Genomic DNA, 24,825 nt, shown 5'->3' on the forward strand with positions numbered 1-24,825 from the left:
CGCTTAGTGACTGCCGGGACTGGACAGACCAAGGTGGTGACGAGTCGGATCGAGAACGTTCGGGAACTGGTCGCGCGGACGCGGTATGTCCTCTTCGGCTTCGACGGCCCGATCTGCCAGCTGTTCTCCCGGCACAAGTCGGAGGTCTTCGCGCGGGCCCAGGCGGAGTGGCTGACGGAACGGGGCCTGTACGCGGTGCTCACCGAGGAGGAGCGCGGCCGCACAGATCCGTACGGCACGCTGACGGCGGTGGCCCGACGTCGCCCCGGCAGCGAGCTGGTGGCCGAACTCGAAGAGTGTCTCACCCGGTTCGAGCTGACGGCGGCTCGCACCGCGATGCCGACGGCCTACGCGGACCCGCTGATCCGCACCTGGGTGGCGGTCGGGGCGAAGCTCGCCGTGGCGACCGACAACTCGGCCCGGACCGTCACCACGTACCTGGACTCCAGAGGGCTCATGCCCTGCTTCGCTCCGCACATATACGGCCGTACGCCGGACCTGAGCCTGCTCGATCCGTCCCCGGCGATCCTGGAACGAGCCCTGAACGAGATGGGGGCGGTGCCGGAAGCCTCGCTGATGATCGGCGGCACTCCCTTCGACCACGCGGCGGCCCACCGCGCCGGCGTCCGCTTCCTCGGACATGCCCGCAACCCCGCCAGAGCGAGGCCGCTGCACGAGGCCGGCGTACCCCCAGAGCTCATCGTGGCCTCCTTGGAGCCGGTGCTGCGGGCCCTGCGTGAGCGTTTCTGAGCCGAATACTCGGCCATACGAGGGGAATCCCGGCCGGAAACCCGTGTGCATGCATCGCCGGAGCCGGGGCAGCAGCATCCTGAGACAGCTCGAGGAAGCTACCCCCCTGGCGAACCCGAGCTGCACGGCCCCGCAGGCAGTCACTCCCCCCGGCTGCCGGCGGGGCCGCATTTCGTGCGTCTCGCGGCCCGACCCTGTTCGTCCCGTCCTACTGGACCTGGATGCCGACGATGCAGGTGTCGTCGTCGGTGTCGGACCTGCTGTACGTCAGGAGCCGGTCGAGCTGATGGTCCAGCGTCCTGGACGTCGTACGGGCGGCGTTGAGCAGTTGGCGCAGTGACACTTCCACCGAGCGGTCACGCCGTTCGATCAGACCGTCCGTGTACATCAACAGCGTGTCGTGGACGGCCAGTTGCACCTCGTCCTCCTCGAACGTCGCCTCGGGGACGGCGCCGAGCAGGATGCCCTTGAGGAGCGGAAGCGGGTTGGCGTCCGCGTCCCGGACCAGAACGGGCGGCAGATGTCCGGCCCTGGCCCAGCGCAGAACGCGGCGGCGCGGATCGTAGATCCCGCAGACCGCGGTGGCGGTGACCCCGCCCGTCAGATGGTGCGCCACGATGTTGAGCCACGACAGCAGCTGGCCGGGTCCGGCGCCCGTCACGGCGAGTCCGCGCAGCGCGTTGCGCAGCACCACCATGCTGGTCGCCGCCTCGATCCCGTGACCGGCCACGTCCCCGACGCACAGCAGGACCAGGCCGGAAGGCAGGACGACGGCGTCGTACCAGTCGCCTCCGACGAGCTGTTCGGTCTCCGCCGGCCGGTAGCGAACCGCCACATCGAGACCAGGCGCCCGCAACGGTGCCTGGGCCGGCGGCATGATCGCGTGCTGCAGCTGAAGGGTCAGCCGGTTGCGCTCGTGCGCCTGCTGCTCGGTGTGCGCCAGCTGGTCACGTGTGACGGCCAGGGCGACCTCGGTCCAGTGCTGCGCCGAGATGTCCTGGTAGGCCCCGCGGACCACGAACAGCCGGTCGTCGGCGTCGAGCACCGGCTCGGCCACCAGGCGGATGTGCCGGGTGACGCCGTCGGGACGCTGCAGCCGGAACGCGGCCGTGCCCGGCCGGCGATGGTGCAGGACCGTGCGCAGGAAGCGGCCGATCGTGACGGCGTCGTCCGGATGGGCGTGCGCGGGCAGCTCCTCCAGCGGCACGGGAGCGCCCGAGGGGGAGCGGCCGTACAGGTCGAAGAGCGTCTCGTTCCAGATGATCTCGCCGGTCAGCAGGTTCTCCTCGAAGCCGCCGATCCTGCCGAGCCGTTGGGCATGCTGGAGGAGACTCGCCAGCCTCGCGGTCTCGTCCTCTATGCGCCAGATGAGCAGCACGGTTCTGCCGTGCCGGCTGACGTTGATGTCGGCCACGGCCGACAGCGGCACCTGGTCGACCAGTGCTGTGAGATCCATCCGCCGCGCCCGGAACGGTTCCCCGGTGGCGTACACCCGCTCGATGCACTGGAAGAGGTCGCTGTCCCCGGCGACCATCGGATAGGCCTCCAGCAGCAGCGCCCCGTGGACGGTGCCACGGGGTCTGCCGGCCGGATCGAGGAAGCGTCCGTTCACATGACGGATGCGGAAGTCCGCGAGCCGTCCTTGGTCGTCGAGGTGGGGCACCAGGACGAGGGCCGGATCGTGCAACCCGTCGACCAGGTCGATCAGTTCGGAGACATCCGTCGTTCCCCGCACGTCGTGGCCGTCGTTGGGCAGTGTGTGGGTCTCCAGGGTGTGCGAGCACAGCTCGGCCAGCGCCTCGACCTGACGGGCGACCTGCGGGGGCTGAGGTTCCAGGGCGGACGGCCAGGCGATCTCCAGGACGCCGTGGATACGGCCTCCGGAGCCGGCCGGTACCGCGACCCGTCCGCCGTCCGGATGCTCCGCGTGGCCGATGGACGGCAGTCCGGTGTCCGACAGCGAGTGCGCCCACTGCGCGGTACGTTCGGACAGGGCGCGGCGCGCCATCGTCGCCACGCCCGGCGGTACGTAACGCCAGCGTCTGGCCTCGGCCGCCGAGAATCCGGCGCTGCCCGCCAGGGAGAGCGAACCGTCGGCGTCCGCGGCCCAGATGGCGACGGCGACGGCCCCGAGCGGGGTCAGGGCGTGCTGGAGCAGGGAATCGGCCACCGCCTGGGTGTCGTTGGCCGCCAGCGCGCCGCTCTCGGCCGCGCGCAGCCGTACGGCGGGGGCGTCGTCGTGCGGTGCCCGCTCCGCCGTGACGGTGAGGAACGTGCTGGTCACCTCCGAAAGCCGGTCGTGGGCCGCCTGGTTGATGATCTCGACCGCGAGCTGGAGCGGCGGCACCTTGGCCTGTTCGGCCAACTCGGCGAGCTGGCGCGCGGCTTGCGCCGGCCCGCATCCCAGCCGCTCGACCAGGATGCCCTTGGCCAGCTCGATCAGGGCCCGTCCGTCGGCCTCCACCTGGGCGGCGCGGACCTCGCGGCGCAGCCGTTCGACCGTGGCCGCCAGTCGGCCCACCGGAGACGTCCGGGCCTCGCCCGGGAGTTCGTCGGTCTGTTCGCCGTCCGCGACGGTGTCCCCGGAATCGGCGACGTTCGCGTCGGTTGTCTCAGGGATGTTCACGGTGTGGCCGCTCCTCGGCGGGGACCCTGTGGAGGGCGGGGGAGGGGCGGCAGCGGCGGGAATCCCGCCGACGGGCCGTGGTGGTGGGTGCCGACTGCCATGTCATGCCCCCAGCCAGCGTCGGACGCAGGCGATGAGGTCGTCGGTGTCGACCGGCTTGGTGACATGGTCGCTGGCACCCGACAGCAGGCTCTTCTCCCGGTCGCCGGGCATGGCCTTCGCCGTCACCGCGATGATCGGCAGGTCGGCGTACTGGGGCATCTTGCGGATCTCGGCGGTCGCGGTGTACCCGTCCATCTCGGGCATCATCACGTCCATCAGGATCAGCGCGACCTCGGGCCGGCTCAGCAGCGTCTCGATGCCCTTCCTGCCGTTCTCCGCGTGCAGCACCTGGAATCCGTGGAGCTCCAGAATCCCGCTGAGCGCGAAGAGGTTGCGGGCGTCGTCGTCGACGACGAGCACAGTACGGCCCTGGAAGGCGTTGTCGATCGGCTGCGCGGGCCGGTTCCGCGCCTCCTCGGCGCGCACCAGCGGGACGACGTCGCCCGGCTGTTCCGCGGACAGATGCAGTGCGATGCGCTCGCGCAACTCGTCCAGACTGGACAGGAATTCCAGTGACCGGGCCCCGGAGCGGGACTGCAGCGCCTGCTCCTGCGCGAGGTCGACACGGCTGCCGTTGTGGACGAGTACGGGAACGGTCGCCAGGGCCGAGTCGCCCTCCACCGCTTCGAGGAAGCGGGCCGTCTCCCCTTGCGGCATGCCGAGTTCGAGCACGACGCAGTGCCACGGCTCCGCGGCCAGCGCGCTCGCCGCCTCCTGCGCCCCGACGACCGTGATGACGTCGACGCTCTCCCGCGCGTCGCCCTCGTCCCGGCTGCGGGCGACATCCCCGACCGCGCTCTCGGCCACGAGCGTCAGCAGGCCGCGCGGGCGTTCCTCGACGACCAGCAGCCGTCGTCGTCGCTGGCGGGGCAGGCCGATCGAACCGGTAACGGCGTGCCGCGGCCGGGTGAGCGCCGTGGCGCCCTCGTCCGGCGCGGACTCGGACGTACGGCCGCCGGCCAGCAGCTCCTCGAAGTCGGGCCGGGCGACCGGCAGGAAGAGCGTGAACGTACTGCCCTGTCCCGGGGTGCTGTCGACGGTGACCGCCCCACCGAGCAGGTGGGCGATCTCCCGGGTGATGGACAGGCCCAGACCGGTCCCGCCGTACTTGCGGCTCGTGGTGCCGTCGGCCTGCTGGAACGCGCCGAAGATCGTCTCCAGCTGTTGCTCGGGAATGCCGATACCGGTGTCCTTGACCCGGAAGGCCGCGACCGTGCCGCCACGCCGTACACCCGGGGGGATCTCCTGGTCGGCCGCCGGCTCGATCCGCAGCTCGACACGGCCCCGCTCGGTGAACTTGACCGCGTTCGACAGCAGGTTGCGCAGCACCTGGCGCAGCCGGGAGTCGTCGGTGAGAAGGTCGACCGGGGCCCCGGGAGCGGTGCTGACCGTGAACTCCAGGCTCTTCTGCGAGGTCATCGGGCGGAAGGTGGCCTCGACGTACTCGAGGAGCTGGCGCAGCGGGACCCGCTCGGGAGTGACGTCCATCTTGCCGGCCTCGACCTTCGACAGGTCGAGGATGTCGTTGATCAGCTGGAGCAGGTCGGAGCCCGCGGAGTGGATGATGCCGGCGTATTCGACCTGCTTCGGCGTGAGATTGCGCGAGGGGTTCTGCGCCAGCAGCTGGGCGAGGATGAGCAGGCTGTTGAGCGGGGTCCGCAGTTCGTGGCTCATGTTGGCGAGGAACTCGGACTTGTACTTGGACGCCAGCGACAACTGCTGTGCCCGTGCCTCGAGTTCCTGCCGGGCCTGTTCGATCTGGAGGTTCTTCGCCTCGATGTCGCGGTTCTGGGTCGCGAGCAGTGAGGCCTTGTCCTCCAGCTCGGCGTTGGAGCGCTGGAGTTCGTCCTGCTGGACCTGCAACTCCTCGGAGCGCGCCTGGAGTTCGGCGGTCAGTCGCTGCGACTCGCCCAGCAGCTCATCGGTGCGTGCGTTGGCCACGATGGTGCTGACATTGACGCCGATGGTCTCCATCAGCTGTTCGAGGAAGGTCCGGTGGCCCTGCTTGAAGCGGGTGACCGAGGCGAGCTCGATGACACCGAGCACCTGTTCCTCGACCACGATGGGGAGCACCACCAGAGCGGTCGGCGTCGTCTGTCCGAGCCCCGAGGAGATGGTGACGTAGCCCGGCGGCACCTCGTCCACCGTGATGGCACGACGGCTGCGCGCGGCCTGCCCGACGAGTGAGCGGCCCAGCGGGATGCGGGTGGGACGCTCGTCCTCGTCGGGATAGCCGTACGACCCGACCAGCCGCAGCTCCGTCCCCTTCGCGGTCTCCTCGGCGAGATAGAAGGCGCCGTATTGTGCGGTGACCAGCGGGGTGAGCTCGTCCATGATGAGGTCGGCCACCACGTCCAGGTCGCGGTAGCCCTGCATCAGGCCGGAGATACGGGCGAGATTCGTCTTGAGCCAGTCCTGCTCCTGGTTGGCGCGCGTGGTCTCACGCAGCGACTCCACCATGGAGTTGATGTTGTCCTTCAGGTCGGCGACCTCGCCGGAGGCCTCCACGGTGATGGACCGGGTGAGGTCGCCCTCGGCCACGGCGCTGGTGACCTCGGCGATGGCGCGGACCTGGCGCGTGAGGTTGCCGGCGAGTTCGTTCACGTTCTCGGTCAGCCGCTTCCAGGTGCCCGAGACGCCCTCCACCTCGGCCTGGCCGCCGAGCCTGCCCTCGCTGCCGACCTCGCGGGCGACACGGGTGACCTCCGCGGCGAAGGCGGAGAGCTGGTCGACCATGGTGTTGATGGTCGTCTTGAGTTCGAGGATCTCGCCGCGGGCGTCGACGTCGATCTTCTTGGACAGGTCGCCCTTGGCCACCGCCGTCGTCACAAGGGCGATGTTGCGCACCTGTCCGGTGAGGTTGTTGGCCATCGAGTTGACGTTGTCGGTGAGGTCCTTCCAGGTGCCCGCCACGTTGGGCACGTGCGCCTGGCCGCCGAGGCGTCCCTCGGTGCCGACCTCGCGGGCGACGCGGGTGACCTCGTCGGCGAACGCGGACAGCGTGTCGACCATGGTGTTGATGACGTCGGCCAGGGCGGCGACCTCGCCCTTCGCCTCCACGGTGATCTTCTGCGACAGGTCGCCGCGGGCCACGGCGGTCGCCACCTGCGCGATGGAGCGGACCTGACCGGTCAGGTTCGACGCCATGACGTTGACGTTGTCGGTGAGGTCCTTCCACGTGCCGGAGACGCCCCGCACCGTGGCCTGTCCGCCCAGGTTGCCCGCTGTGCCGACCTCGCGGGCGACGCGGGTGACCTCGTCGGCGAACGCCGAGAGCTGCTCGACCATCGTGTTGATGGTCTCCTTGAGCTCCAGGATCTCGCCGCGGGCGTCCACGGTGATCTTCTGGGAGAGGTCGCCCTTCGCGACGGCGGTGGCCACCTGCGCGATCGAGCGGACCTGGGCGGTGAGGTTGCCCGCCATGAAGTTGACGGAGTCGGTGAGGTCGCGCCAGGTGCCCTTGACGCCCTTGACGTCGGCCTGTCCGCCGAGACGTCCGTCGGTGCCGACCTCGCGGGCGACGCGGGTGACCTCGTCGGCGAACGCGGACAGCTGGTCGACCATCGTGTTGATGGTGTTCTTCAGCTCCAGGATCTCGCCGCGCGCGTCCACGGTGATCTTCTGGGAGAGGTCGCCCTGGGCCACCGCCGTCGTCACCTGAGCGACATTGCGGACCTGGGCGGTGAGGTTGCCCGCCATGAAGTTGACGGAGTCCGTGAGATCGCGCCAGACGCCGCCGACGCCGGGAACCTGGGCCTGTCCGCCGAGACGTCCGTCGGTGCCGACCTCGCGGGCGACGCGGGTGACCTCGTCGGCGAACGCGGACAGTTGGTCGACCATCGTGTTGACGGTCTCCTTCAGCTGAAGGATCTCGCCGCGGGCGGGCACGTCGATCTTCTGGGAGAGGTCGCCCTTGGCGACGGCCGTGGCCACCTGCGCGATGTCGCGGACCTGCGTGGTCAGGTTCCCCGCCATGGCGTTGACGGAGTCGGTGAGGTCGGCCCAGGTACCGGAGACGCCCGGCACCTCCGCCTGGCCGCCGAGGGTCCCCTCCGTGCCCACCTCGCGCGCCACCCGTGTCACCTCGGAGGTGAACACCGACAGCTGGTCGACCATGCCGTTGAACACCGTGGCGATGTCGCCCAGCAGGCCACCGGTCTCGTCGGGCAGCCGGGTGCCGAAGTCGCCGTCGCGCACGGCGGTGAGGCCGGCCAGCAGTTGACGCAACTCCTGCTCGCCCGGTGTCCGTACGGACGTCCCGCTCGCTGCCCTGGTCATGGCCACCCTCGTTCCGCTCCCCTGGAGTCCCGTGTCACGGAACTCGGAACCGCGCCGGGCCCACGGACGCCCCCGCCTGTCCGTGGAATACCCGCAGATCACGGGTCATCCCGATAAGAAAATACGCCGCAGGCTAACCCAGAAAGCAGGTGGTGAACAAAGCGTGAGGACAAACTCTTCGGCGGCCCAAAAATCTTGCCGGTGACAGGAATAACCGCGAGTGAAGGGGATACACAGAACCCTTTTGGTCCGGCTCCGCCCGGACGCGCACACGAAGTCCCGCCGACCCGCTCCGGACCGGAGTCCAGGGGGGTGACGGGACCGTCGTACGGGTCGTGCCGTGCCGTGTGTCAGGCGATGGAGGGATCGAGCAGCCCCGTCCGCAGACGCTTGATGATGCGGGTGATCAGCCGGGAGACATGCATCTGTGAGATGCCGAGCTCCTCGCCGATCTGCGCCTGGGTGCGCTCCTCGACGAAGCGCAGGTGAATGATCCGGCGCTGACGGTCGTCGAGTTCGGCGATCAGCGGGGCCAGGGAGTTGAAGTCCTCGACCAGTTCCAGCGAGGCGTCCTCCTCGCCGATGAAGTCCGCGAGGACGGCCTCGCCGTCCGCGCCGCCGTCGGCCGTGAGAGCGGCGTCGAGGGACGAGGAGTTGTAGCCGTTCGACGCCTTGCGGGCCTCGATGACCTCTTCCTCGGACAGACACATCAGCTCGGACAGTTCACGTGTGGTGGGCGTACGGCCGAGGCGGGTCCGCAGTTCCTCCGTCGCCTTGGCGAGTTCGACGCGGGCCTCCTGCAGACGGCGGGGCACGTGGACGGCCCAGCTCGTGTCACGGAAGAAGCGCTTGATCTCACCGACGATGTAGGGGACCGCGAAGGAGGTGAACTCGACTTCGCGGGTGAGTTCGAAGCGGTCGATGGCCTTGATGAGCCCGATCGTGCCGACCTGGACGATGTCCTCCATCTCACCCTGGCTCCGGCTGCGGAAGCGCGCTGCCGCGTACCGGACGAGGGAGAGATTCATCTCGATGAGGGTATTGCGCGCGTACTGGTATTCGTGCGTGCCCTCCTCCAGAACGGAGAGCCGGTCGAAGAACTGGCGGGAGAGCTCGCGCGCGTCCTTCGGGCTGATCTTCAGCGGCTCGTCGATCTGCGGAAGGACGCCCCCTTCGGCCGTCGCTGCCTGGTATGCCGTGTCCGTTGCCTTCGCTGTCGCCACGGCCGCCATGCCGTCCACCCCAAATCGTCCGAAGGAATTGATGACAGAGCCCGTCTGCCCTGCTTCACACCGCTCATGCCGCCCCGATGCCGAGAATCTTCGCAACGCGTGCGTCCCGCTTCTCCCGGCGCCGGGGTCAGGGTGTACTTCTGTCCGCGGACACCGTTCGGATGCGGAGCGGCGGCATCAATTTCGAACTGGGCTTCTGATGGTTCCGGCGGGGAACCTGGGGCAGGTGAGGAAGGACGGGGCGGGGCCGACGGGGTAGTGCCGTCGCGTCCGGGGGCGTGCCCCAGGGCCGAGGCGGCCACGTAAAATGGGTTTCGGGGTGAGTCCGTGGGCATTGAACAGCGAGTGGACGGAGCGCAGACGCTCTTCCTTGTGGTGTGCCTCGATGCGGGACCGCTCGCCGGACGCGGGCCCCGGGGCGCGGTGGTCGTGGCATGACGACGGCGGCACTCCGCGGCGAACCCTTCGTCCACCCCGCGCTCATCTACCGCGACGACCGTGAGTACGTGGAAGGGACGACGCGTTTCGTGTCGGACGGCGTAGCCGCCGGGGAACCGGTGGCGGTGGCCGTTCCCGCCCCACGACTGGAGCTCATCCGAGGCGCGCTGGGATCGTCCGGCGACGGCGTCCGCTGGATCGACATGACGCAGGCCGGCCGGAACCCGGGCCGGATCATCCCCGCCGTCCTGCGCGCGTTCGCCGACGCCCATCAGGGCGTTCATGTCCGGATCATCGGCGAACCCATCTGGGACGGCCGCACGGCGGCGGAGTACCCCGCCTGCGTGCAGCACGAAGCCTTGATCAACACGGCGTTCGGCGGACGGGACGTGACCATCCTCTGTCCCTACGACGCGCGAGCCCTCTCCGACGACGTGATCGCCGACGCCCATGCCACACACCCCGTCGTGATCAGCGGCGGCGGCCCGAGCGTCAGCCCGTCCTACGACCCTGACGGAGTGCTGGCGCGCTACAACGAAGCGCTGCGACATCCTCCGGGAGCGGGGACGGTCCGCTTCGACGCGGAACTGCTGCCCGCTGCCCGCGACTTCGCGTTGAGCGAGGCCCGCGAGCGCGGGATGACACGGGCCCGGCTACAGGATCTGAACCTCGTCGTCGCCGAGCTGACGACCAACAGCGTGGTGCACGGGGGCGGTTCGGGAATCCTGAGGATCTGGGCCGAGAGCGAGCAGATCGTGTGCGAGGTCCGGGACGAGGGGCGGCTGAGGGATCCGCTGGCGGGCAGGCATCCCGTCCGCCCCGATCAGATCGGCGGACGGGGCCTGTTCCTCGTGCATTTCATCTCGGACCTCGTCCGTGTGCACACCCATGACTCCGGCACGACCGTGCGCAGCTACATCGCCCGCACCTGACAGCGTTCGTGTGACGGCATCCCGCGCCGGTACACCTTAGGTTCGGGGTCCGAACCGGTTCTCCTGGTTCGGACCCCGAACCTAAGGTGTACCGCCGTCTTCTCCCGCCGCTACTGCGCGGTACCCTGCCGGGCCGATCGCGCCGCCTCGCGTTCCGTGCGGGCCCCGGCCTGCGACAGCGAACCGCCCGAACTCTCCAGATGCGCCCGGACGAACCACTGGAACTGTTCGAGCGAGCGCAGCTGTTCGATGAGAAGGTCCTCGGTCACCGGATCGATCTTGCCGACCTCGGCCACGGCCGTGCGGTGGTCCTCGACGATTCCCGTGTAGACCAGGTCGAGGGCGCCGAGGTGGGCGATGGCATCGGCACGGCCGACGCTGTAGTCGTCCCAGGTCCGTTCGGCGACGAGCGCGCCCGGCGTGCCGTGCGGAACCCCGCCGAGGGCGGAGATCCGTTCGGCTGTGTCGTCGGCCATGTCACGTACGCGGTCCACCTGGGGATCGAGCATTTCGTGAACGGCGATGAAATGCGGGCCCACCACATTCCAGTGGATGTGTTTCAGCGTGAGTGAAAGGTCGTTGAGAGCATGCAGCCGCTTGCTCAGCACGTCGATGATCCGGCCGCCGTCGTGGGTGCTGACGCCGGGGACCGTGTAATTCGGTGTCGTGGAAGTGGCCATGTTCCTTTCCTTCGCACACAGATCTCTTGCGGATGTTCTCGGTCGCGGATGTCCGTGGCGCGACTACCAGCGGTACCAGCGGCCGCGACTGCCGCCGGAGGCGCCCGGACGCGCCACGAATCCGACCAGCCAGACGACCAGCACGACGACCGCTATCCACCACAGCGCCTTGACGGCGAAACCCGCGCCGAAAAGGACCAGGGCGAGCAGAAGAACGAGAAGCAGGGGAACCATCAGTATCAACCTCCAGTGCCTCCAGTGCCCTGCTTCGTTTGCGTCACACATCTCTTCCACGGGGCGCCGTTCGGCGCCGCACGCGGCCGTGGAGTCGACGGGAATCCGCCTTGGAGACGGCGTTGAGCCAAATAGGTTGTCTGGGGCGCCTGTTGCGAATGAATCGTCGTGAACCCGGGCACACGGACGGAAACTCGAGAGAGGAGCCCTCGCCGTGCTCGTGCCCGACCCGAAGGTTGTCCGGAGGCTGCTGACGCGTTACGCGGCCCTGAAGATCGCGTACGCCGAGAAGGAGACGCTGGAGACGGCCCGTCGGCTGGAGGACGTCACGTACACGCTCTGTGTGATGACGGGAACGACCAGCGTGCGCGACGCCGTCGTCGCCGCCGACGCCATGCTCGTGGCCGGTGGGAACCGGCAGGACGCGCAGTCCGGTGGGCTGCTGGGGAACCGGACATCACCGGCTGTCTCGCCGGACGGGATGCCCGCGGTCACTCCGCCGCTGAGGCGGCCGCACACCGAGGTGCGGGCTTTGAACGGCCAGGGCGTCGGCACGCTCGGCCCCCTCTGATCTTCTTCTGATCGCCCGACGCGTTCATGAGGTGGGGGCGCCACCCGCCCGGGTGGCGCCCCCACCTCATGCCCTTACTCGCCGCGATGTCGCCAGTACCGGAGCAGACCCGCGACGAAGGCGCACAGGAAGACGAGGGGCAGAATCAGCCCTGGGATTCGGGCCGCCGTCATGACAGGGCCCCGACTGGAGAACAGGCCCATGGGGACCAGGTGTTGGCCATTGCTTTTCGCTTTCGACGAGCTGCCGGCCACCGGGGCGCGCGTCGACGGGACCCGTCCCGACGGCGGCCGCGCTCAGGTGGCGAGGGCTCAATGATGGCCGGAAGATCGGGCATTGGATCCCTGCTGGGAGTGGCTGGATCTGTGTGCGAGGAAATCCGGCGGGCGCACCCATGACGTCGTGGCACGGATCGGTCCGGTCCTTGGCCGTCGACGCGGTCCGCGCGACGTGCCGAGGGGATGCTGCGCAGGGCACTTCCGGGGGGCCTGGGACGGGCGGTGCCCGGCGTACTCGTCGCCCGCCTATCCTTCGAACGGCTGAACTACCTTGTCGGCTTCCGCTCGTTCTTCTCCTGTGAGCATCGTCGAGGCGGAGATGAGGAATCGATGAGCCGACACCGCAAGGGCCGTAGGCACCGCAAGGTGAACATGACGCCGCGTCCGGTCGGACCGAGGAGATCACCGCGCGCAGTTCGGGAGCAGGTGAGCACGCGTGAGACCCGGGCGGCACGGGGCCCGTCCCCGATTCCCGAGCAGAACAAGAACGGGGAGCTGGTCGGCGTCGTGGCCGGGAAGGTGGGCGAAAGCGGTCTGAGCCGCCACGCCGTGCGTACGTGGGAGCGGTTGGCGGAAGCCGGCTCCGGCGGAGTCGAGATCGCCGAACTCAGCGAGGCCGTGGGTTTCCAGCGCTCCACCGTGCTCGGGCACCTGAAGGGCCTGGCGGAACTCGGCCTGGCCGAGGATCACGAGAGCGTGTGGCGCGCCACCGGCCCGATGGAGGGCGCGGTGGCGCTCGACGGTGTACGGGCCTCAGCCGGGAGCGTTTCCTAGAACAGTGGCCTGGGAGGGGCGCTTGCCGGGGTCACCTCGGCAAGCGCCCCTCGTCGTCCGCCGGCTCTCCTGCCGACTCGTCCGTCGAGTCGACGGTCCAGTCGCCGGTCAAGTCGACGGTCGGAAAGCCGGGCTCCGGTCGACGGTCGGAAAGCCGGGCTCGGCTCGGGGTGACCCCTTCAGCCGCTTCGGTGGCCGCCGGGGGCTTCGGCCGACCCGCGGAGGGCCGGCCGCGTCGTGTCGGCCGGAAGGGCTCCTGCCGGGGCCGGCTGCCTGCGCCGGGCGAGGGATTCCTTGGCGGCTTCGCGGGGGTGTCGACGCCGCCAGTACGGGTTGTCGTGCGGCAACTTGCTCGACACCCGCCCGTACATGCCGAACGTCAGGATCACCAGCCCCATGACAAAGCTGAAGATGACGTTGGTCATGCCGAAGTCGAGGAAGTTGGCGGGCCGGTCGAGGATGAAGATGTGGACGAATCCACTGAGCAGGAACAGGGTTCCCACCACCATGTTGAGCGTGGAGGCGACGTTTCCGCCGATCACGCCGCCCGTGATCAGGGCGAGGCCGACCAGCACGGAGATCAGGCTGAGGACGCCGTTGGTCGACATGCCCGCGACGCTCTGCCCGTTCGTGGCGAACGGACTGAGTTCGTCGGCGAAGCCGAGGATGCCGAAAACAAGCAGGACCACCCCGCAGAAGGCGGCACCCCACCGGTACACGGAGGCCAATTGGTTCGACGGGCAGTTCGTCCTGGAGCTTCATCGCTCGTCCCTTCGCGTACGGGAGGGGCATCATCAGGCATCGCCGAGTGCCCTCTTCTGTGCGTTTCGCCCCTTATTCCGTAGGGAGCCGCCCCGCGGTTGCACCTCCTGCTCCGCCTTGGCGCGCCGCTTCGCTCGGGGCGGCGATGTCAGCCCGTCGGGCCTTTGCCGGAGGTGAAGTGGTTCTTCACCGCCACTGGCATCCGGTGGACCACCTCGTCTCCCAGGCGCTCGAACTCCCCGCGCAGGAACGGGGAGGCCAATCGGGCCACGCCGCGGAACTCGATGCGGGCCCGGTAGGTGAGGAGGGTGGCGCCGTTCTCCTCCCGGAAGGTCAGGTCGTCCGTGGAGGTGGCGGTCCGGTTCCGCCCGACGAAGGTCAGCCGCCGGTCCTCGAACCGGACCAGCCGGTAGTCGAGTTCGGTGCGCCGGCCGCGGAACGTGGAGACGTTGTGCCATTCGGCACCCTTGACGACGGGCGTGCCGGCCCTGATCGGGCGGCAGCTGACCGTGCCCGGGTCCCACTCCTCCGCGTGCGAGAAGTCCGCCAGGTAGGCCACCACGTCCGGCAGGGGGTGGTGCAGGGTGAGGCTGCGTTCGACTTCGACCATGGAACTTCCCTTTCGCGGAGTTCGAAGACGCCGCCCGCAGTGCGGGAGGTCCCCTGGACTTCCCGGCCGGGGTGCCGGACGGATGCAGCGGATTCGTCACGCGACGTAGTGTCGGGCGGGTTTCTCGGGGCATTCGGACCCCATCGCTTCGACATTCAGCCATCACAAGGGAGACCTCATGCTCGGCATCGCTGCCGCCGTACTGCTGTTCATCGCGTTCCTGATCAACGCAGGCGACGTTTCGACCAATCATGTGTTCACGTCGACCAACGTCATGCTCATAGGGCTCGCCCTGCTCGCTCTTCACCTCTCCGGCGTCGGCGCGGGCTGGGCGACGCGCAGCCGTCGGCGCTGACGGCCGGCGCGGGGTCCCGTCGACGGATGAACGTGACCCCGGCCCGGCGGACCACCCGCTCGTGTAGCCCTCTTCCCCGGCGCGGTCACCGGTGCGCGGCTGCGGGACATGGTTCCCGCGTGGTTGGCCGAAGCGCACGCGCCGCCTCGGGCCCGTGTGCCCGGCACCGGTCTCGACAGCATCGACTCCATGGGCCTGTCCGCCCTGCTGATGATGCGACGCCGAACCGACGTGGCGGGTGTGGGCCTCCACTCGACGAGCGTCCCCCCGCCTGGAGCGGTTGCTGGAGATCACGGGAACGCTGGACCACCTCACCGCGCCCTGTGAGTGAGCAAGGGCGAGCGGCGGCCCGGGGCCGGCTGACGGGGCCTACGCCCGGCGGCCGAGGCACGCGGGCAATCTGGCCCAAAGAGCCGCGTTCACATGGCAGTTCCACCGAATGCAGACCGGATAGCAGGGTATTTGCAGCCCTGAGGCGGCGCGACGGCGGATTCCCGCCCTCGGGCCCTGCCCCTGCCGGTTCTCGTCACGGGCGAGTCGTCGGCAGGGCGAACCGGAGAGCTGACGGAGGACGACATGACGGTCGACAGAATCTGGTCGTACGCAACGGAGTTCAACCACCCCGAAGTGCACGAACTGGCCGGCTACAGCGTCGAGGCGACCGACGGGACCATAGGGCACGTGGATCGGCAGGTGGACGATTCGGGGATGCGGCACCTGGTCGTCGACACCGGCGTGTGGGTGTTCGGGAAGAGCGTCCTGGTTCCCGTAGGCGTCGTCGCCGGAATCGACACGGAGTCCCAGAAGATCACGGTCGCGTGCACGCGCGAGGAGATCAAATCGGCGCCGGCGTTCAAGACCGACCGGGAGACCCTCGATCCCGCTTACCTGTCCAGCGTCGGAAACTATTACCGAGGCCTCCCGCCGAGGCAGCCCGCATGAGCCGTGGTGAGGAGTCGTCCGCCGGAGTGCGGGCGACCCTCCGCGATCACGCGTCAGGTACCGGGTTCCCGTTCAGGTTCTGGTTCGGGTCCAGTGTCGAGACGCACGGGGGACACATGATCTCCGTGCTGCCTTGCCGGAAGCGTGCCCTTGCACGAGCGGACAAGAAGGAGTGTTCACATGGCCGAAGGTTGGAGGCCACCGTGACGCTCGGGGCGGCCCGAGACGCCTTCGTCGTGCGCGTAGGCGGAGACATCGACCACGAGAGCGCGTTCCGACTGGAAGAGGCCCTCGACGTGGCTCAACGGGTGGGTCCGTCACGCACGGTGGTCGATCCGTCGGGGACGACCTTCGCGGACTCGTCGATCCTGCACATCCTCCTCGAAGCGCGCAGCGCGCGCACCGTGCCCGCGGCACGCTCATGGTTGTCTGCGGGCCCTTCAGCGACGTCGTTCGGAGGCTGTTCGACGTGACAGGGACCGTGGGCTTCTTCCTCCTCGCGGACAGTGTCCGGGCAGCGTCGGAACTTCCTGGACCGGCGACCGAGTGATGAACCCGGCCGGCCGGAGCCCCGGAGCAGGCGGTTCGGCGGAATCCGATCTCAGGGACACCGGCATGACGCACCAGAACGACGCACCCCAGCTCGCCTCGCTCACCGCCCCGTCCGCCCGACCGCCGACGAGGAGCCTCGCGATCACGAGCGCCGCGAGCGCGCGTCGGCACGTCCAGTGGCTTCTGCGCGAACACGCGGCAACCAAGGCGGCCGGGGCGGAGCAGGAAGCGGTCATCGACCTGCTGCTGGTGGTCTCGGAACTGGTGACGAACGCGATCCGGCACGGAGGCGGGCTCGCCGGATTCGACGCGACGATGGCCGACGGCGGCGTACGGCTGGCCGTGAGCGACAACAGCGACGTCATCCCCGCCCAGGCCTACGGCACCGGCGAAATCCCGCGGACGCACCGGGCGAACGGGTATGGGTGGCCCCTGATCATCCGCTTTTCCCGTGCCATCACCGTCGAACCCCGCCCCGAGGGCGGCAAGACGATCCGGGTGTTCGTCCCCCTGGCCTGAATCGAACACCGGCCCATCCGCTACCTACCTACCTACCTACTTACCTCCATCCCTCCCTTTCGTCCGAAGCGGGCCCGCGTGCACGGCTCGTGACGCCTCAGCACGCCTGTGCGCGCCTCATCCGAAGCCGCTCGCGCCCCGGATTGGTCCCGGCGTGAATTTCCCTCGCCTCGGTGATTGCCCGTCCGCCGACCAATCCATGACGACCCCTGTGTCGGATTCCCCGTGTGAGCCGAGATCCGAAGAGTTCGAGGCGGGCCCAAGAGCCCGCGGCCGGTGCCTCGCAGAGGTCAGCCCTTTCGTTCTCCACGGCATTTCCGCTCGCAAAGCACGGCATTCCCCGGCTTGCGCCCCGCACTCCGCGCCGCGCGCCGTGAATGCCGCTTCGTTCCGACAGGAGAACCTCATGAACATGCGTTTCCGTCGTCTCGCGATGGCCGTTGCCGCCGCTGCTGTGCTGCCCGTCGCGTTGACGGCCTGTTCCGACGGTGGCAAGGACAGTGGCGCGTCGAGTTCGGCGAAGGCATCGGCCGCATCCCCTGTCTCGGACGGGAAGTCGGCCGGCTCGTCGGGGATGGCAGGGGGCTCCGAGGAGCCGTTCGGTCCGGGATGCGCGTCGGTTCCCAAGGACGGGGCGGGGTCGTTCGACGGAATGGCGAAGGACCCGGTGGCGACGGCGGCGTCGAACAATCCGGCCTTGTCGACGCTGGTGGCGGCCGTGAAGAAGGCGGGCCTGGTCGACACGCTGAACAACGCTGAGAACATCACGGTGTTCGCGCCGACGAACGACGCGTTCGCGAAGATTCCGAAGGCGACGCTGGACAAGGTGCTTGCGGACAAGGCCCAGTTGACGAAGATTCTGACGTATCACGTCGTGGGCCAGAAGCTGACGCCGAAGCAGTTGGAGAACGGCTCGTTCGAGACGCTGGAGAAGAGCAGGCTCACGACGAGCGGTTCGGGGGAGTCGTACACGGTGAATGACTCTGCCAAGGTGGTGTGCGGCAACGTGAAGACCGCCAATGCGAACGTGTACATCATCGACACGGTCCTGATGCCCAAGAGCTGACACGACGACACGCTCCGGCCCCGCGGTCAACACCCGCGGGGCCTCAGGCGTCTCCCGCGGCGGGGGAAACCATGGAGGTCGACGTCACGGTCGACGCGATGCATCTTCCCGACGACGGCGGTCAGAAGGCGTACGAGGACTCGCCCGAGTCCCGTTCGGCTCCGTGAGACATGGGGCCGAGGGCGCCGGCCCGACCGTCGGTGAGAGGTGAGGGATGAGCAGAGCGATTGTCGGAATGTTCACGGAAGTACGGGACGAGGCCGCCCCGTGCCGGGTCCCCACCCCCGTACGGGTCGGCAGCCGGCCCCGTCGGACCGCCCATGTCCGCTGAATCCGGGCCGAAGAGCGCCATCGGGGCCATCCGCCCCCCGCGGCCGCGCCGGTACCGACCACGGCTGCCCGACCTCTGGTGGCCGGCGCTCGTGCGCACCCCGGTGTCGATGTGGAACGACGACGTCTCCGACTGGGCGGCCGCGCTGACGTACTACGCGATCCTGGCGGTACTGCCGGCCATGCTGGTCACGGTCATCGCCTTCGGCCTGTTCAGTCCGGACACCGCCGAGCAGTTCATCGCGCATGTCACGGCGTACGCACCGGCACAGTCGGGGGCGGAACTGCACAAGGCGCTCGGGGAGATGCTGCGGCAGCGATCCGCCGCCTGGACGCTCCTGGTCGCCGGTGCGACGAGCGCGCTCTGGTCGGCCTCCAGCTACCTCGCCGTGTTCCGCAGGGCCCTGCACCGCATGCACGACGTGGCGGACAGCCGCTCGGCCTGGCGTACCGCGCACCGGCTGGTGCTGACCGCGCTGGCGCTGCTCGGGCTGCTCCTCGTGAGCGCGCTCGTCCTGCTGCTGACCGGCCCCGTGGCCGAGGCAGCCGGTCGCGTCTTCGGGCTGGACGGCACGGTGGCCGTGGCATGGGACCTGCTCCGCTGGCCCTTGCTGATGTGCCTGGTGGCCCTGCTGGTCCTCGTCGTCTTCCACACGGGTCCGCCGCCCGCCCGGCGTCGCCGCTACAGCCTGCCCGGCGGCGTCCTTGCGGCGTTCCTCTGGCTGGTGGTCTCCGCCGGATTCGCCTTGTACGCCTCCGTGTTCGGCGCCTACAGCAGGCTCTACGGCTCTCTCGCCGGCCTCGTCGTCTTCCTCGTGTGGCTCTGGCTGTCCAATCTCGCGTTGCTGGCCGGCGCGCAGTTCACGGCCGAACTGAACGGAGCCGCGGCGGCGAGGAATCGGGCAACAGTTTGAGACTTGCAGGTTTGGTCCGGCCGGGACGGCGCACACGGAGTGAGGAAGTCACATCTTGTACGGACGAACGGTGGAGGAACTGTGGGAATCATCGCTTGGATTCTGATCGGGTTGCTTGCCGGTGCCATCGCCAAGCTGCTCCTGCCGGGCAAGGACCCGGGCGGGATCATCATCACCATGCTGATCGGCATTGCCGGAGGCCTGCTGGGCGGTTGGCTGGGCAAGGTCATCTTCGGCGTCGACTCGATCGACGGGTTCTTCGACATGTCGACCTGGATCGCCGCCATCGTCGGATCGCTGATTCTTCTGGTTCTGTACCGCGTGCTGACGGGCAACCGCCGGTCGCACCGCCACGCATAGGGGCCCTGGGCTCCTTCGACGCGTCTTGACTCACGGCCTGGGGCCGGCACCGGAGTACCGGGTGCCGGCCCCAGGCCGTGAGTCATGAAACGGAGCCTCTCCGAGTGAAGAGGTCGAGGATTTCGGAGTGTGCCCCCTCTCGAGGGGTACCGGAGCGCCAAGCCGCGGGTTGGGACCAGCAGTCCCGCGGGCCAGCACTCCTACGGCGCCCCGGGACGCCTCGGGGGTGCGCCGTCATGACTCAACGGTGAGGCCCGCCGTCGCGGCGAGGACGGGATCACCGCGCCTGACGACAAAGAGGTGGACCGATCGTGCATCTGCGGTCACGGCGACCCCGGTAATGATGACGAACGTCGACTCGGACAGGAGACGCACACGGCACGGACCTCGGGGCGGGAGCGCGCGCCGAGACGTGCCGAGTGAGACGGGAGTCGTCATGGCAACGGGTCAAGGACACCGCAGTCCCGAGTCGGTGTGGGACTGTCCCAGGCCACCGTCGGCGGAAGAGGACGATCGCCGCGTCGTCGTGGAGTACGCGGGCGTGCGGGTGGCAGACACGACCGGTGCCGTCCGCGTACTGGAGACGAGCCACCCCCCGGTCTTCTACGACGGATGGATCACGGCGGAGATCCGCGGGCCCTTCAAGGGCGGTCCCGGCACGTGGGGCTGGTGAGACGCCGGCGACCTCCGCGCCTGTGGCCGGGGCCGTGTCTTCCCAGCCCGGCGGGGGTACTGAGATGATCACCGGAGAACGTGTGTGCCCGTCCGGTCGCCGACCTCGCCCGCCCGACCGCGTGCCGGTCGACCGGCACGCGGTCGCCCGCCCCTGAGGAGCCCGAGTGACGTACGACGTCGGCGCACTGCGCGCCGAGATCCCCGCCCTGCTGTCCGGTGTTGCGCACTTCGACGGCCCCGGCGGAACACAGACTCCGGCCCGGGTCGCCGGGGCGATCGCGGACGCGCTGACCGGCCCGCTCTCGATCCGAGGGCGGATGACACCGGGCGAAGTGAACGCGGAGGCGATCGTCCAGGGGTTCCGGCAGGCCGTCGCGGACCTGGTGGGCGGCCGGCCCTCCGGTGTCGTCTTCGGCCGCAGTGCCACCCAGCTCACCTACGACTTCTCCCACGCCCTGGCGAAGGACTGGGCACCCGGTGACGAGGTCGTCGTCAGCCGTCTCGATCACGACGCCAACATCCGTCCCTGGATCCAGGCGGCGCAGCGGGCCGGCGCCCGTGTGCGCTGGGCGGACTTCGATCCGGTGACGGGTGAACTCCCGCCCGCCGCCGTCGGTGACCTGCTGACCGAGCGCACCCGGCTGGTCGCGGTCACGGCCGCCTCGAACCTGATCGGGACCGTGCCCGACATCCCCGAGATCTCTCGCCTGGTCCACCAGCACCCGCGGGCACTTCTCTACGTCGACGGGGTGCACTACGCGGCCCACGTGTTCGTGGATCTCGCCCGGCTCGGTGCCGACTTCTTCGTGTGCTCACCGTACAAGTTCCTCGGCCCCCACCACGGTGTCCTGGTCGCCACCCCGGAGCTTCTGGAGGACGTGCGGCCGGACAAACTGCTGCCGTCGACCGACGCGGTGCCCGAGCGCTTCGAACTCGGAACGCTGCCCTATGAGACGCTCGCCGGCACCACAGCCGCGATCGACCTCCTCGCCGGGCTCGCCGGTCCCACGACGGACGGGCGCAGAGAGCGCTTGCGATCGGCGTTCGCAGCGATCGAGCAGCACGAGGGAGCACTGCGCGAGCGGATGGAGGAGGGGCTGGCCGCGCTGCCCGGCGTCACGGTCCGCTCCCGGGCAGCCGATCGCACGCCCACCCTGCTGCTCACGTTCGACAGCCGGAAGGCGGATGACGCCTACCTGTTCCTGGCGGGGCGCGGTGTACACGCGCCCGCCGGATCGTTCTACGCCCTGGAGGCGTCCCGGCACCTCGGCCTCGGCGACACCGGTGGACTGCGCGTCGGTCTGTCGCCGTACAACGACAGGGGCGACGTGGCACGGCTGCTGGAAGGGCTGGCCGCGTTCCTGCGGTAGTGATCGTCACAGGTGGCGGGTGGCGGGTGGCAGAGGCGGCGCCGACCGCGTGCGAGCCCCGCTAGTTCTCCAGCGCGGCAATGAACTGGAGCGCGTCGGCCAGGTGCCGTGGCCTGAGCAGTCCCGGCCCCGACTGCCTGCCCCAGCCCGGCCCGCTCAGCAGAACCTGGCTCTGCGTTCGCGCTCCCCGTACTCCCCAGCGTGTCGCGGCGATGTGACGGGCCAGTGGAAGATTCGCCGTGGACCGCGACTGCGACCAGAGGACCACGGCGGAGGGGCCGACGCGCTGGACCGCCGTCAAGAGCGCCTCGGGCGGGACGGCACCACCGAGCATCAGGACCGGTACTCCCCGTTCCGCCAGCGCCGCGTTGAGCGCCTCCAGGGGCAGGGTGTGCGGCTCGCCCGGCAGACAGGCCAGCAGGACGGGCGACGCGATGCCGTCCCGTCCGTGACCCGCCGCGGACACGTACACGTGCCGCAGGGTGGCGGAGACGTGCCAGGACAGGAGGTGCTCGACCTCGACGTAGCGGTCGCCGGAGGATTCCCATTTGCGGCCCACCGCCCGCAGGGTCGGCACCATCACCTCCTCCCAGGCCGTGGTGAGGCCGTGCGTCCGGACCGCGGACGTCAGCTGCTCCTGGACGGCGAAGGCGTCCAGACGCACGGCGGCCCGCGCGAGGCCCCGGCACTCCTGGCGCACGTCACCCAGCGGCAGCCCGGTGCCCGACCGCGACTCTCCGGTCCCCGGGCGCAGCGACGTCACCGACGAGCGCTTCGCGATCCGGAGATCGGCCGATTGCCGGGTGACCACGACGGGAGAGGCCGAAGTACGGCCCTGTGCCGCCTCCTTCGCGGCCCGGGCTGCCTCGGCGGGAGGCAGCCCCGCGGCGGTCAGCCGGCACATCTCCTGGACCATGGAGACGTCATCGCGTGACCACCGGCGGTGCCGGCCGTCCGTCCGCACCGCGGGTCCCAGTCCGTACCGTCGGTCCCAGGAGCGCAGCGTCGTGGGCGACACCCCGAGCTTCCGCGCGAGGAACCCGGTGGTCACTCCCACGTCGGCGGTCTCCGCCTCCTGGCGGGCGCTCAGCTCCATGCAGCGGCCCCCGGCGTAACGGCGCGCGGAGCACGGACGCAAGCGGTGCCCCACCCACGGAAGGCGCGCCCCGGTGTACGGCGGGAGCAGAACATGACAGGGCCTCGCCTCGATTCCGGAGCCGCCCTGGACCAGTCGGTCCGCGGGGCTCGCTCCTACTTCGACGTTGGGATGCCCGGCGGATGCAACGAACCGAGCCGCCGTGCGGGTCGGGCCCGTCCTCGCCGGGTGGGCTGGGGCGGCCTTGGACTCCCTCGCAGGAAGGGCCGCGGCGGTCGCGGCGCCCCGCCCGCGGTGGTGCCGCACGGGCCCGACGCGCCTCAGAAACCCCGGCCGGGGCTGTCGAGCAGGTGAAGCAGCACGGTCTCGGGATCGCAGAGCACCGAGCGCAGCAGTGCTTCCTCGACCCGTCGTCGCCCAGGAGAGAGCGGGCCGTGTGCTCGTAGAACTCCCGCACCGGGCCCAGCTCGGGCGTGCCGCGCTGCGGATGTCCCACCGCGCTCCAGTACGTCTCCGCGGCGCCCTAGGCGGCGACTGCCCGTTCGCCCGCGCCCTGGGCGGCGAGCGCCGAGGCCGGCAGGTCCAGGCCGAGCGCGATTCCGAAGGGGTCCCCGATACCTCGCTTGCCGTCCAGCATCGACCAGGCGTGGGTGGTGGCGTCCTCGGCACGGTCCTCGGAGAGGGAGATGAGGGCCGGCTGGTAGTCGGCGTACGAGCTTGTCCACCGCTCACCGCGCTCGACGCAGCCACGCCGTACCTCCTCCGCCTCCCGGCGCGCCTCGTCCGGTCGCCCCTCCGCGATCGGGGCGAACACCCTGACCAGGCGGCACAGGATGTGGCCGTGGAGGAGAAGGCGGTTCCGCCCGCTCCCGCCAGGGCTCGCCAGACCTGGAACCGGGCTGCCACCGGCCGGCCCTGCAGGGGCCGGAGGTCGGCCCAGGCCACCCCACGTCCGCCCCGCCGCCGGTGTCCGATCCGCCGCCTGGAGTCCCAGGCGGCTCTTGCCGACACCGCCGACCCCGGTGAGGGTGACGACACGAGGCTCGCGCAACGCCGTGGCGAGGTGGGCGAGTTCCTCCCGTCGTCCGACGAAGTCGGGAGGAAGGGCCGGCAGATTTCTCGACACGTGAAGAGTCATTCGCCGGGTGCCCGGCGTGGCACGCACTTCGCCGGCTCGGTCCCGGGTCCGCGGACGGGCGGGGGAGGCGCACCCGGGTGCGCGAGTCGGCACGGCGGCCGGTCACGCGAGCGGCGCGACGATCCGCGCGCGCGACGGGGCCATCGCCCAGCGCACGGCCGACGTGATGGCGCAGCCGAGCGGACGCACACACACGCTGTCGATCAACGGCAGTCGGGGCAGCCGCAGTTCGGCGGCGGCCCAATCGGGCAGCAGGGACACCGCGTTCGCGGCGAGCACCCCGTACGGGAGCCGCGCGACGAGCGGCACCGGCGGGTTCAGCAGGAGGAACCGCGCGGCCTCGCGAGCCTCCGGGGTGGCGCGCACCTCGCGGCGGTACTCGGTCAGCCGCTCGGCGAGTTCGGCGCGGTTGGTCGGCGGGTCCAGGACGCCGAGCGCGGTGGCGACGCGGGCCGTGTCGGCCACGTACGCGTCACAGCCGGCCTCGGACAACGGACGTACCCCGTACCGCTGATGGGCGCGCAGGAAGCTGTCGATCTCCGCGATGTGCACCCAGCCGAGCAGGTGCGGATCCGCCGCGTGATAGGCCGTCCCCTCCGAGGTGACCCCACGTACCCGCTCATGGACCGCCCGCACTCGGTCGCAGGCCTCCTGGGCGCTTTCGGCGGTCCCGTAGGTCGTCACCGCGAGGAACGTGCTCGTGCGCTGGAGCCTGCCCCAGGGGTCTCCGCGGAAGCCCGAGTGCGCGGACACGGCGGCCATGGCGAGCGGATGGAGCGACTGCAGCAGGAGCGCCGAGAGGCCACCGATGAACATCGACGCGTCCCCGTGGACCGTTCGGATGGGACGGTCCGGGCCGAACCAGCGGGGTCCGGGCGTGCCGTGGATACGGGCGCGGTTCTTCGGGCCCTCCGGGCCCGCGACCCGGGTGAAGAGCGTGTTGCCCAGTCGTTCGCGAATGCCGTTGCCGTCCGGTCCGGTCAGTCTCATGGGGATGGTGGCCTCCCTCCGTGTCGTGCCGGGTGGGCTCCGCCACCATTGCGTGACGGCGCCCCGGTGCATTCACCGCGGTGGGGCCCGCCGGATGCGGTCCGCGGGGCGCGGGGTTCCCGGTCGGCGAGGGCACCGCGCGAGCGGCCTTCAGCATGGCTGAATCCACTGGAAAAGCCTACATTGGGGCCTGCCTCTGCCGGGTCGGGCGGTGCCGCTCAGCTACGGACGCCGCCGGCCGACGTCGCAGA

General features: G+C 69.9%; 22 protein-coding genes and 1 pseudogene. 12 read left to right on the forward strand and 11 right to left on the reverse strand.

Annotation, left to right across the window (positions count from 1 at the left end):
• The first annotated feature begins 36 nt into the window (after positions 1-36).
• Positions 37-750, forward strand: a complete 714-nt coding sequence (locus ACZ4N5_RS23615; RefSeq protein ID WP_467759039.1) for an HAD family hydrolase — start codon at positions 37-39, stop codon at positions 748-750.
• 208 nt (positions 751-958) lie between these two features.
• Here the strand turns inward: ACZ4N5_RS23615 and ACZ4N5_RS23620 are convergent, their stop codons facing one another.
• The 3 genes from ACZ4N5_RS23620 to ACZ4N5_RS23630 form a co-directional block, all read right to left on the reverse strand.
• Positions 959-3,376, reverse strand: a complete 2,418-nt coding sequence (locus tag ACZ4N5_RS23620; protein ID WP_467759040.1) for a SpoIIE family protein phosphatase — start codon at positions 3,374-3,376, stop codon at positions 959-961.
• Between the two features lie 102 nt (positions 3,377-3,478).
• Positions 3,479-7,756, reverse strand: coding sequence for a HAMP domain-containing protein (locus ACZ4N5_RS23625; protein ID WP_467759041.1), 4,278 nt, complete (start codon positions 7,754-7,756; stop codon positions 3,479-3,481).
• 350 nt (positions 7,757-8,106) lie between these two features.
• The gene (locus tag ACZ4N5_RS23630; protein WP_467759042.1) at positions 8,107-8,988 is read right to left on the reverse strand and encodes an RNA polymerase sigma factor SigF; all 882 of its coding nucleotides are present in this window, start codon (positions 8,986-8,988) and stop codon (positions 8,107-8,109) included.
• 434 nt (positions 8,989-9,422) lie between these two features.
• Between ACZ4N5_RS23630 and ACZ4N5_RS23635 the strand changes: the two genes are divergently transcribed.
• Entirely contained in the window at positions 9,423-10,358 is a 936-nt protein-coding gene (locus ACZ4N5_RS23635; protein ID WP_467759043.1) for an anti-sigma factor RsbA family regulatory protein, read from the forward strand.
• A gap of 110 nt (positions 10,359-10,468) precedes the next feature.
• On the opposite strand, the gene ACZ4N5_RS23640 is transcribed toward ACZ4N5_RS23635, so the two are convergent.
• Together ACZ4N5_RS23640 and ACZ4N5_RS23645 are read right to left on the reverse strand one after the other, a co-directional pair.
• On the reverse strand, positions 10,469-11,038 hold the full coding sequence (locus ACZ4N5_RS23640) for a Dps family protein (RefSeq protein ID WP_467759044.1): 570 nt from the start codon (positions 11,036-11,038) through the stop codon (positions 10,469-10,471).
• Between the two features lie 63 nt (positions 11,039-11,101).
• A complete protein-coding gene (locus ACZ4N5_RS23645; RefSeq protein ID WP_467759045.1) occupies positions 11,102-11,272 on the reverse strand; it encodes a hydrophobic protein in 171 nt (56 codons plus the stop codon).
• Positions 11,273-11,486: 214 nt separating this feature from the next.
• Between ACZ4N5_RS23645 and ACZ4N5_RS23650 the strand changes: the two genes are divergently transcribed.
• On the forward strand, positions 11,487-11,843 hold the full coding sequence (locus ACZ4N5_RS23650) for a DUF5133 domain-containing protein (protein ID WP_467759046.1): 357 nt from the start codon (positions 11,487-11,489) through the stop codon (positions 11,841-11,843).
• Between the two features lie 704 nt (positions 11,844-12,547).
• Positions 12,548-12,895 carry a hypothetical protein gene (locus tag ACZ4N5_RS23655; protein WP_467759047.1) on the forward strand — a complete coding sequence of 116 codons (348 nt, stop codon included), beginning with the start codon at positions 12,548-12,550 and terminating at the stop codon, positions 12,893-12,895.
• Positions 12,896-13,074: 179 nt separating this feature from the next.
• On the opposite strand, the pseudogene ACZ4N5_RS23660 reads toward ACZ4N5_RS23655, so the two are convergent.
• Both ACZ4N5_RS23660 and ACZ4N5_RS23665 read right to left on the reverse strand, forming a co-directional pair.
• Positions 13,075-13,657: pseudogene (locus ACZ4N5_RS23660) on the reverse strand (DUF4383 domain-containing protein).
• Between the two features lie 148 nt (positions 13,658-13,805).
• Positions 13,806-14,267, reverse strand: coding sequence for an SRPBCC family protein (locus tag ACZ4N5_RS23665; RefSeq protein WP_467759048.1), 462 nt, complete (start codon positions 14,265-14,267; stop codon positions 13,806-13,808).
• 178 nt (positions 14,268-14,445) lie between these two features.
• On the opposite strand from ACZ4N5_RS23665, the gene ACZ4N5_RS23670 reads away from it, so the two are divergent.
• Both ACZ4N5_RS23670 and ACZ4N5_RS23675 read left to right on the forward strand, forming a co-directional pair.
• Positions 14,446-14,622, forward strand: a complete 177-nt coding sequence (locus ACZ4N5_RS23670; protein WP_467759049.1) for a hypothetical protein — start codon at positions 14,446-14,448, stop codon at positions 14,620-14,622.
• Positions 14,623-15,198: 576 nt separating this feature from the next.
• Entirely contained in the window at positions 15,199-15,564 is a 366-nt protein-coding gene (locus ACZ4N5_RS23675; protein ID WP_467759050.1) for a PRC-barrel domain-containing protein, read from the forward strand.
• A gap of 176 nt (positions 15,565-15,740) precedes the next feature.
• Here the strand turns inward: ACZ4N5_RS23675 and ACZ4N5_RS23680 are convergent, their stop codons facing one another.
• Positions 15,741-15,869, reverse strand: a complete 129-nt coding sequence (locus ACZ4N5_RS23680) for a hypothetical protein (RefSeq protein ID WP_467759051.1) — start codon at positions 15,867-15,869, stop codon at positions 15,741-15,743.
• A 310-nt stretch (positions 15,870-16,179) separates the two neighbouring features.
• Between ACZ4N5_RS23680 and ACZ4N5_RS23685 the strand changes: the two genes are divergently transcribed.
• The 6 genes from ACZ4N5_RS23685 (at position 16,180) to ACZ4N5_RS23710 (ending at position 21,350) form a co-directional block, all read left to right on the forward strand.
• Positions 16,180-16,635, forward strand: coding sequence for an ATP-binding protein (locus ACZ4N5_RS23685; protein ID WP_467759052.1), 456 nt, complete (start codon positions 16,180-16,182; stop codon positions 16,633-16,635).
• A gap of 406 nt (positions 16,636-17,041) precedes the next feature.
• The gene (locus ACZ4N5_RS23690) at positions 17,042-17,701 is read left to right on the forward strand and encodes a fasciclin domain-containing protein (RefSeq protein ID WP_467759211.1); all 660 of its coding nucleotides are present in this window, start codon (positions 17,042-17,044) and stop codon (positions 17,699-17,701) included.
• 320 nt (positions 17,702-18,021) lie between these two features.
• Positions 18,022-18,945, forward strand: coding sequence for a YihY/virulence factor BrkB family protein (locus tag ACZ4N5_RS23695; protein ID WP_467759053.1), 924 nt, complete (start codon positions 18,022-18,024; stop codon positions 18,943-18,945).
• 81 nt (positions 18,946-19,026) lie between these two features.
• Positions 19,027-19,305 carry a GlsB/YeaQ/YmgE family stress response membrane protein gene (locus ACZ4N5_RS23700; protein WP_467759054.1) on the forward strand — a complete coding sequence of 93 codons (279 nt, stop codon included), beginning with the start codon at positions 19,027-19,029 and terminating at the stop codon, positions 19,303-19,305.
• A gap of 436 nt (positions 19,306-19,741) precedes the next feature.
• Complete coding sequence (locus tag ACZ4N5_RS23705; protein ID WP_467759055.1) at positions 19,742-19,978, forward strand: DUF427 domain-containing protein; 237 nt, start codon at positions 19,742-19,744, stop codon at positions 19,976-19,978.
• A 166-nt stretch (positions 19,979-20,144) separates the two neighbouring features.
• Positions 20,145-21,350: a cysteine desulfurase-like protein gene (locus ACZ4N5_RS23710; protein ID WP_467759056.1), complete on the forward strand. Its 1,206-nt coding sequence runs from the start codon at positions 20,145-20,147 to the stop codon at positions 21,348-21,350.
• A 61-nt stretch (positions 21,351-21,411) separates the two neighbouring features.
• Here the strand turns inward: ACZ4N5_RS23710 and ACZ4N5_RS23715 are convergent, their stop codons facing one another.
• From ACZ4N5_RS23715 to ACZ4N5_RS23725, 3 genes are all read right to left on the reverse strand, one after another.
• Positions 21,412-22,446: a MerR family transcriptional regulator gene (locus ACZ4N5_RS23715; RefSeq protein WP_467759057.1), complete on the reverse strand. Its 1,035-nt coding sequence runs from the start codon at positions 22,444-22,446 to the stop codon at positions 21,412-21,414.
• Between the two features lie 523 nt (positions 22,447-22,969).
• A complete protein-coding gene (locus tag ACZ4N5_RS23720) occupies positions 22,970-23,572 on the reverse strand; it encodes a hypothetical protein (protein WP_467759058.1) in 603 nt (200 codons plus the stop codon).
• A gap of 114 nt (positions 23,573-23,686) precedes the next feature.
• Positions 23,687-24,574, reverse strand: a complete 888-nt coding sequence (locus tag ACZ4N5_RS23725; protein ID WP_467759059.1) for an oxygenase MpaB family protein — start codon at positions 24,572-24,574, stop codon at positions 23,687-23,689.
• Positions 24,575-24,825 lie beyond the last annotated feature (251 nt).

Source organism: Streptomyces sp. NPDC026500 (assembly GCF_055567635.1).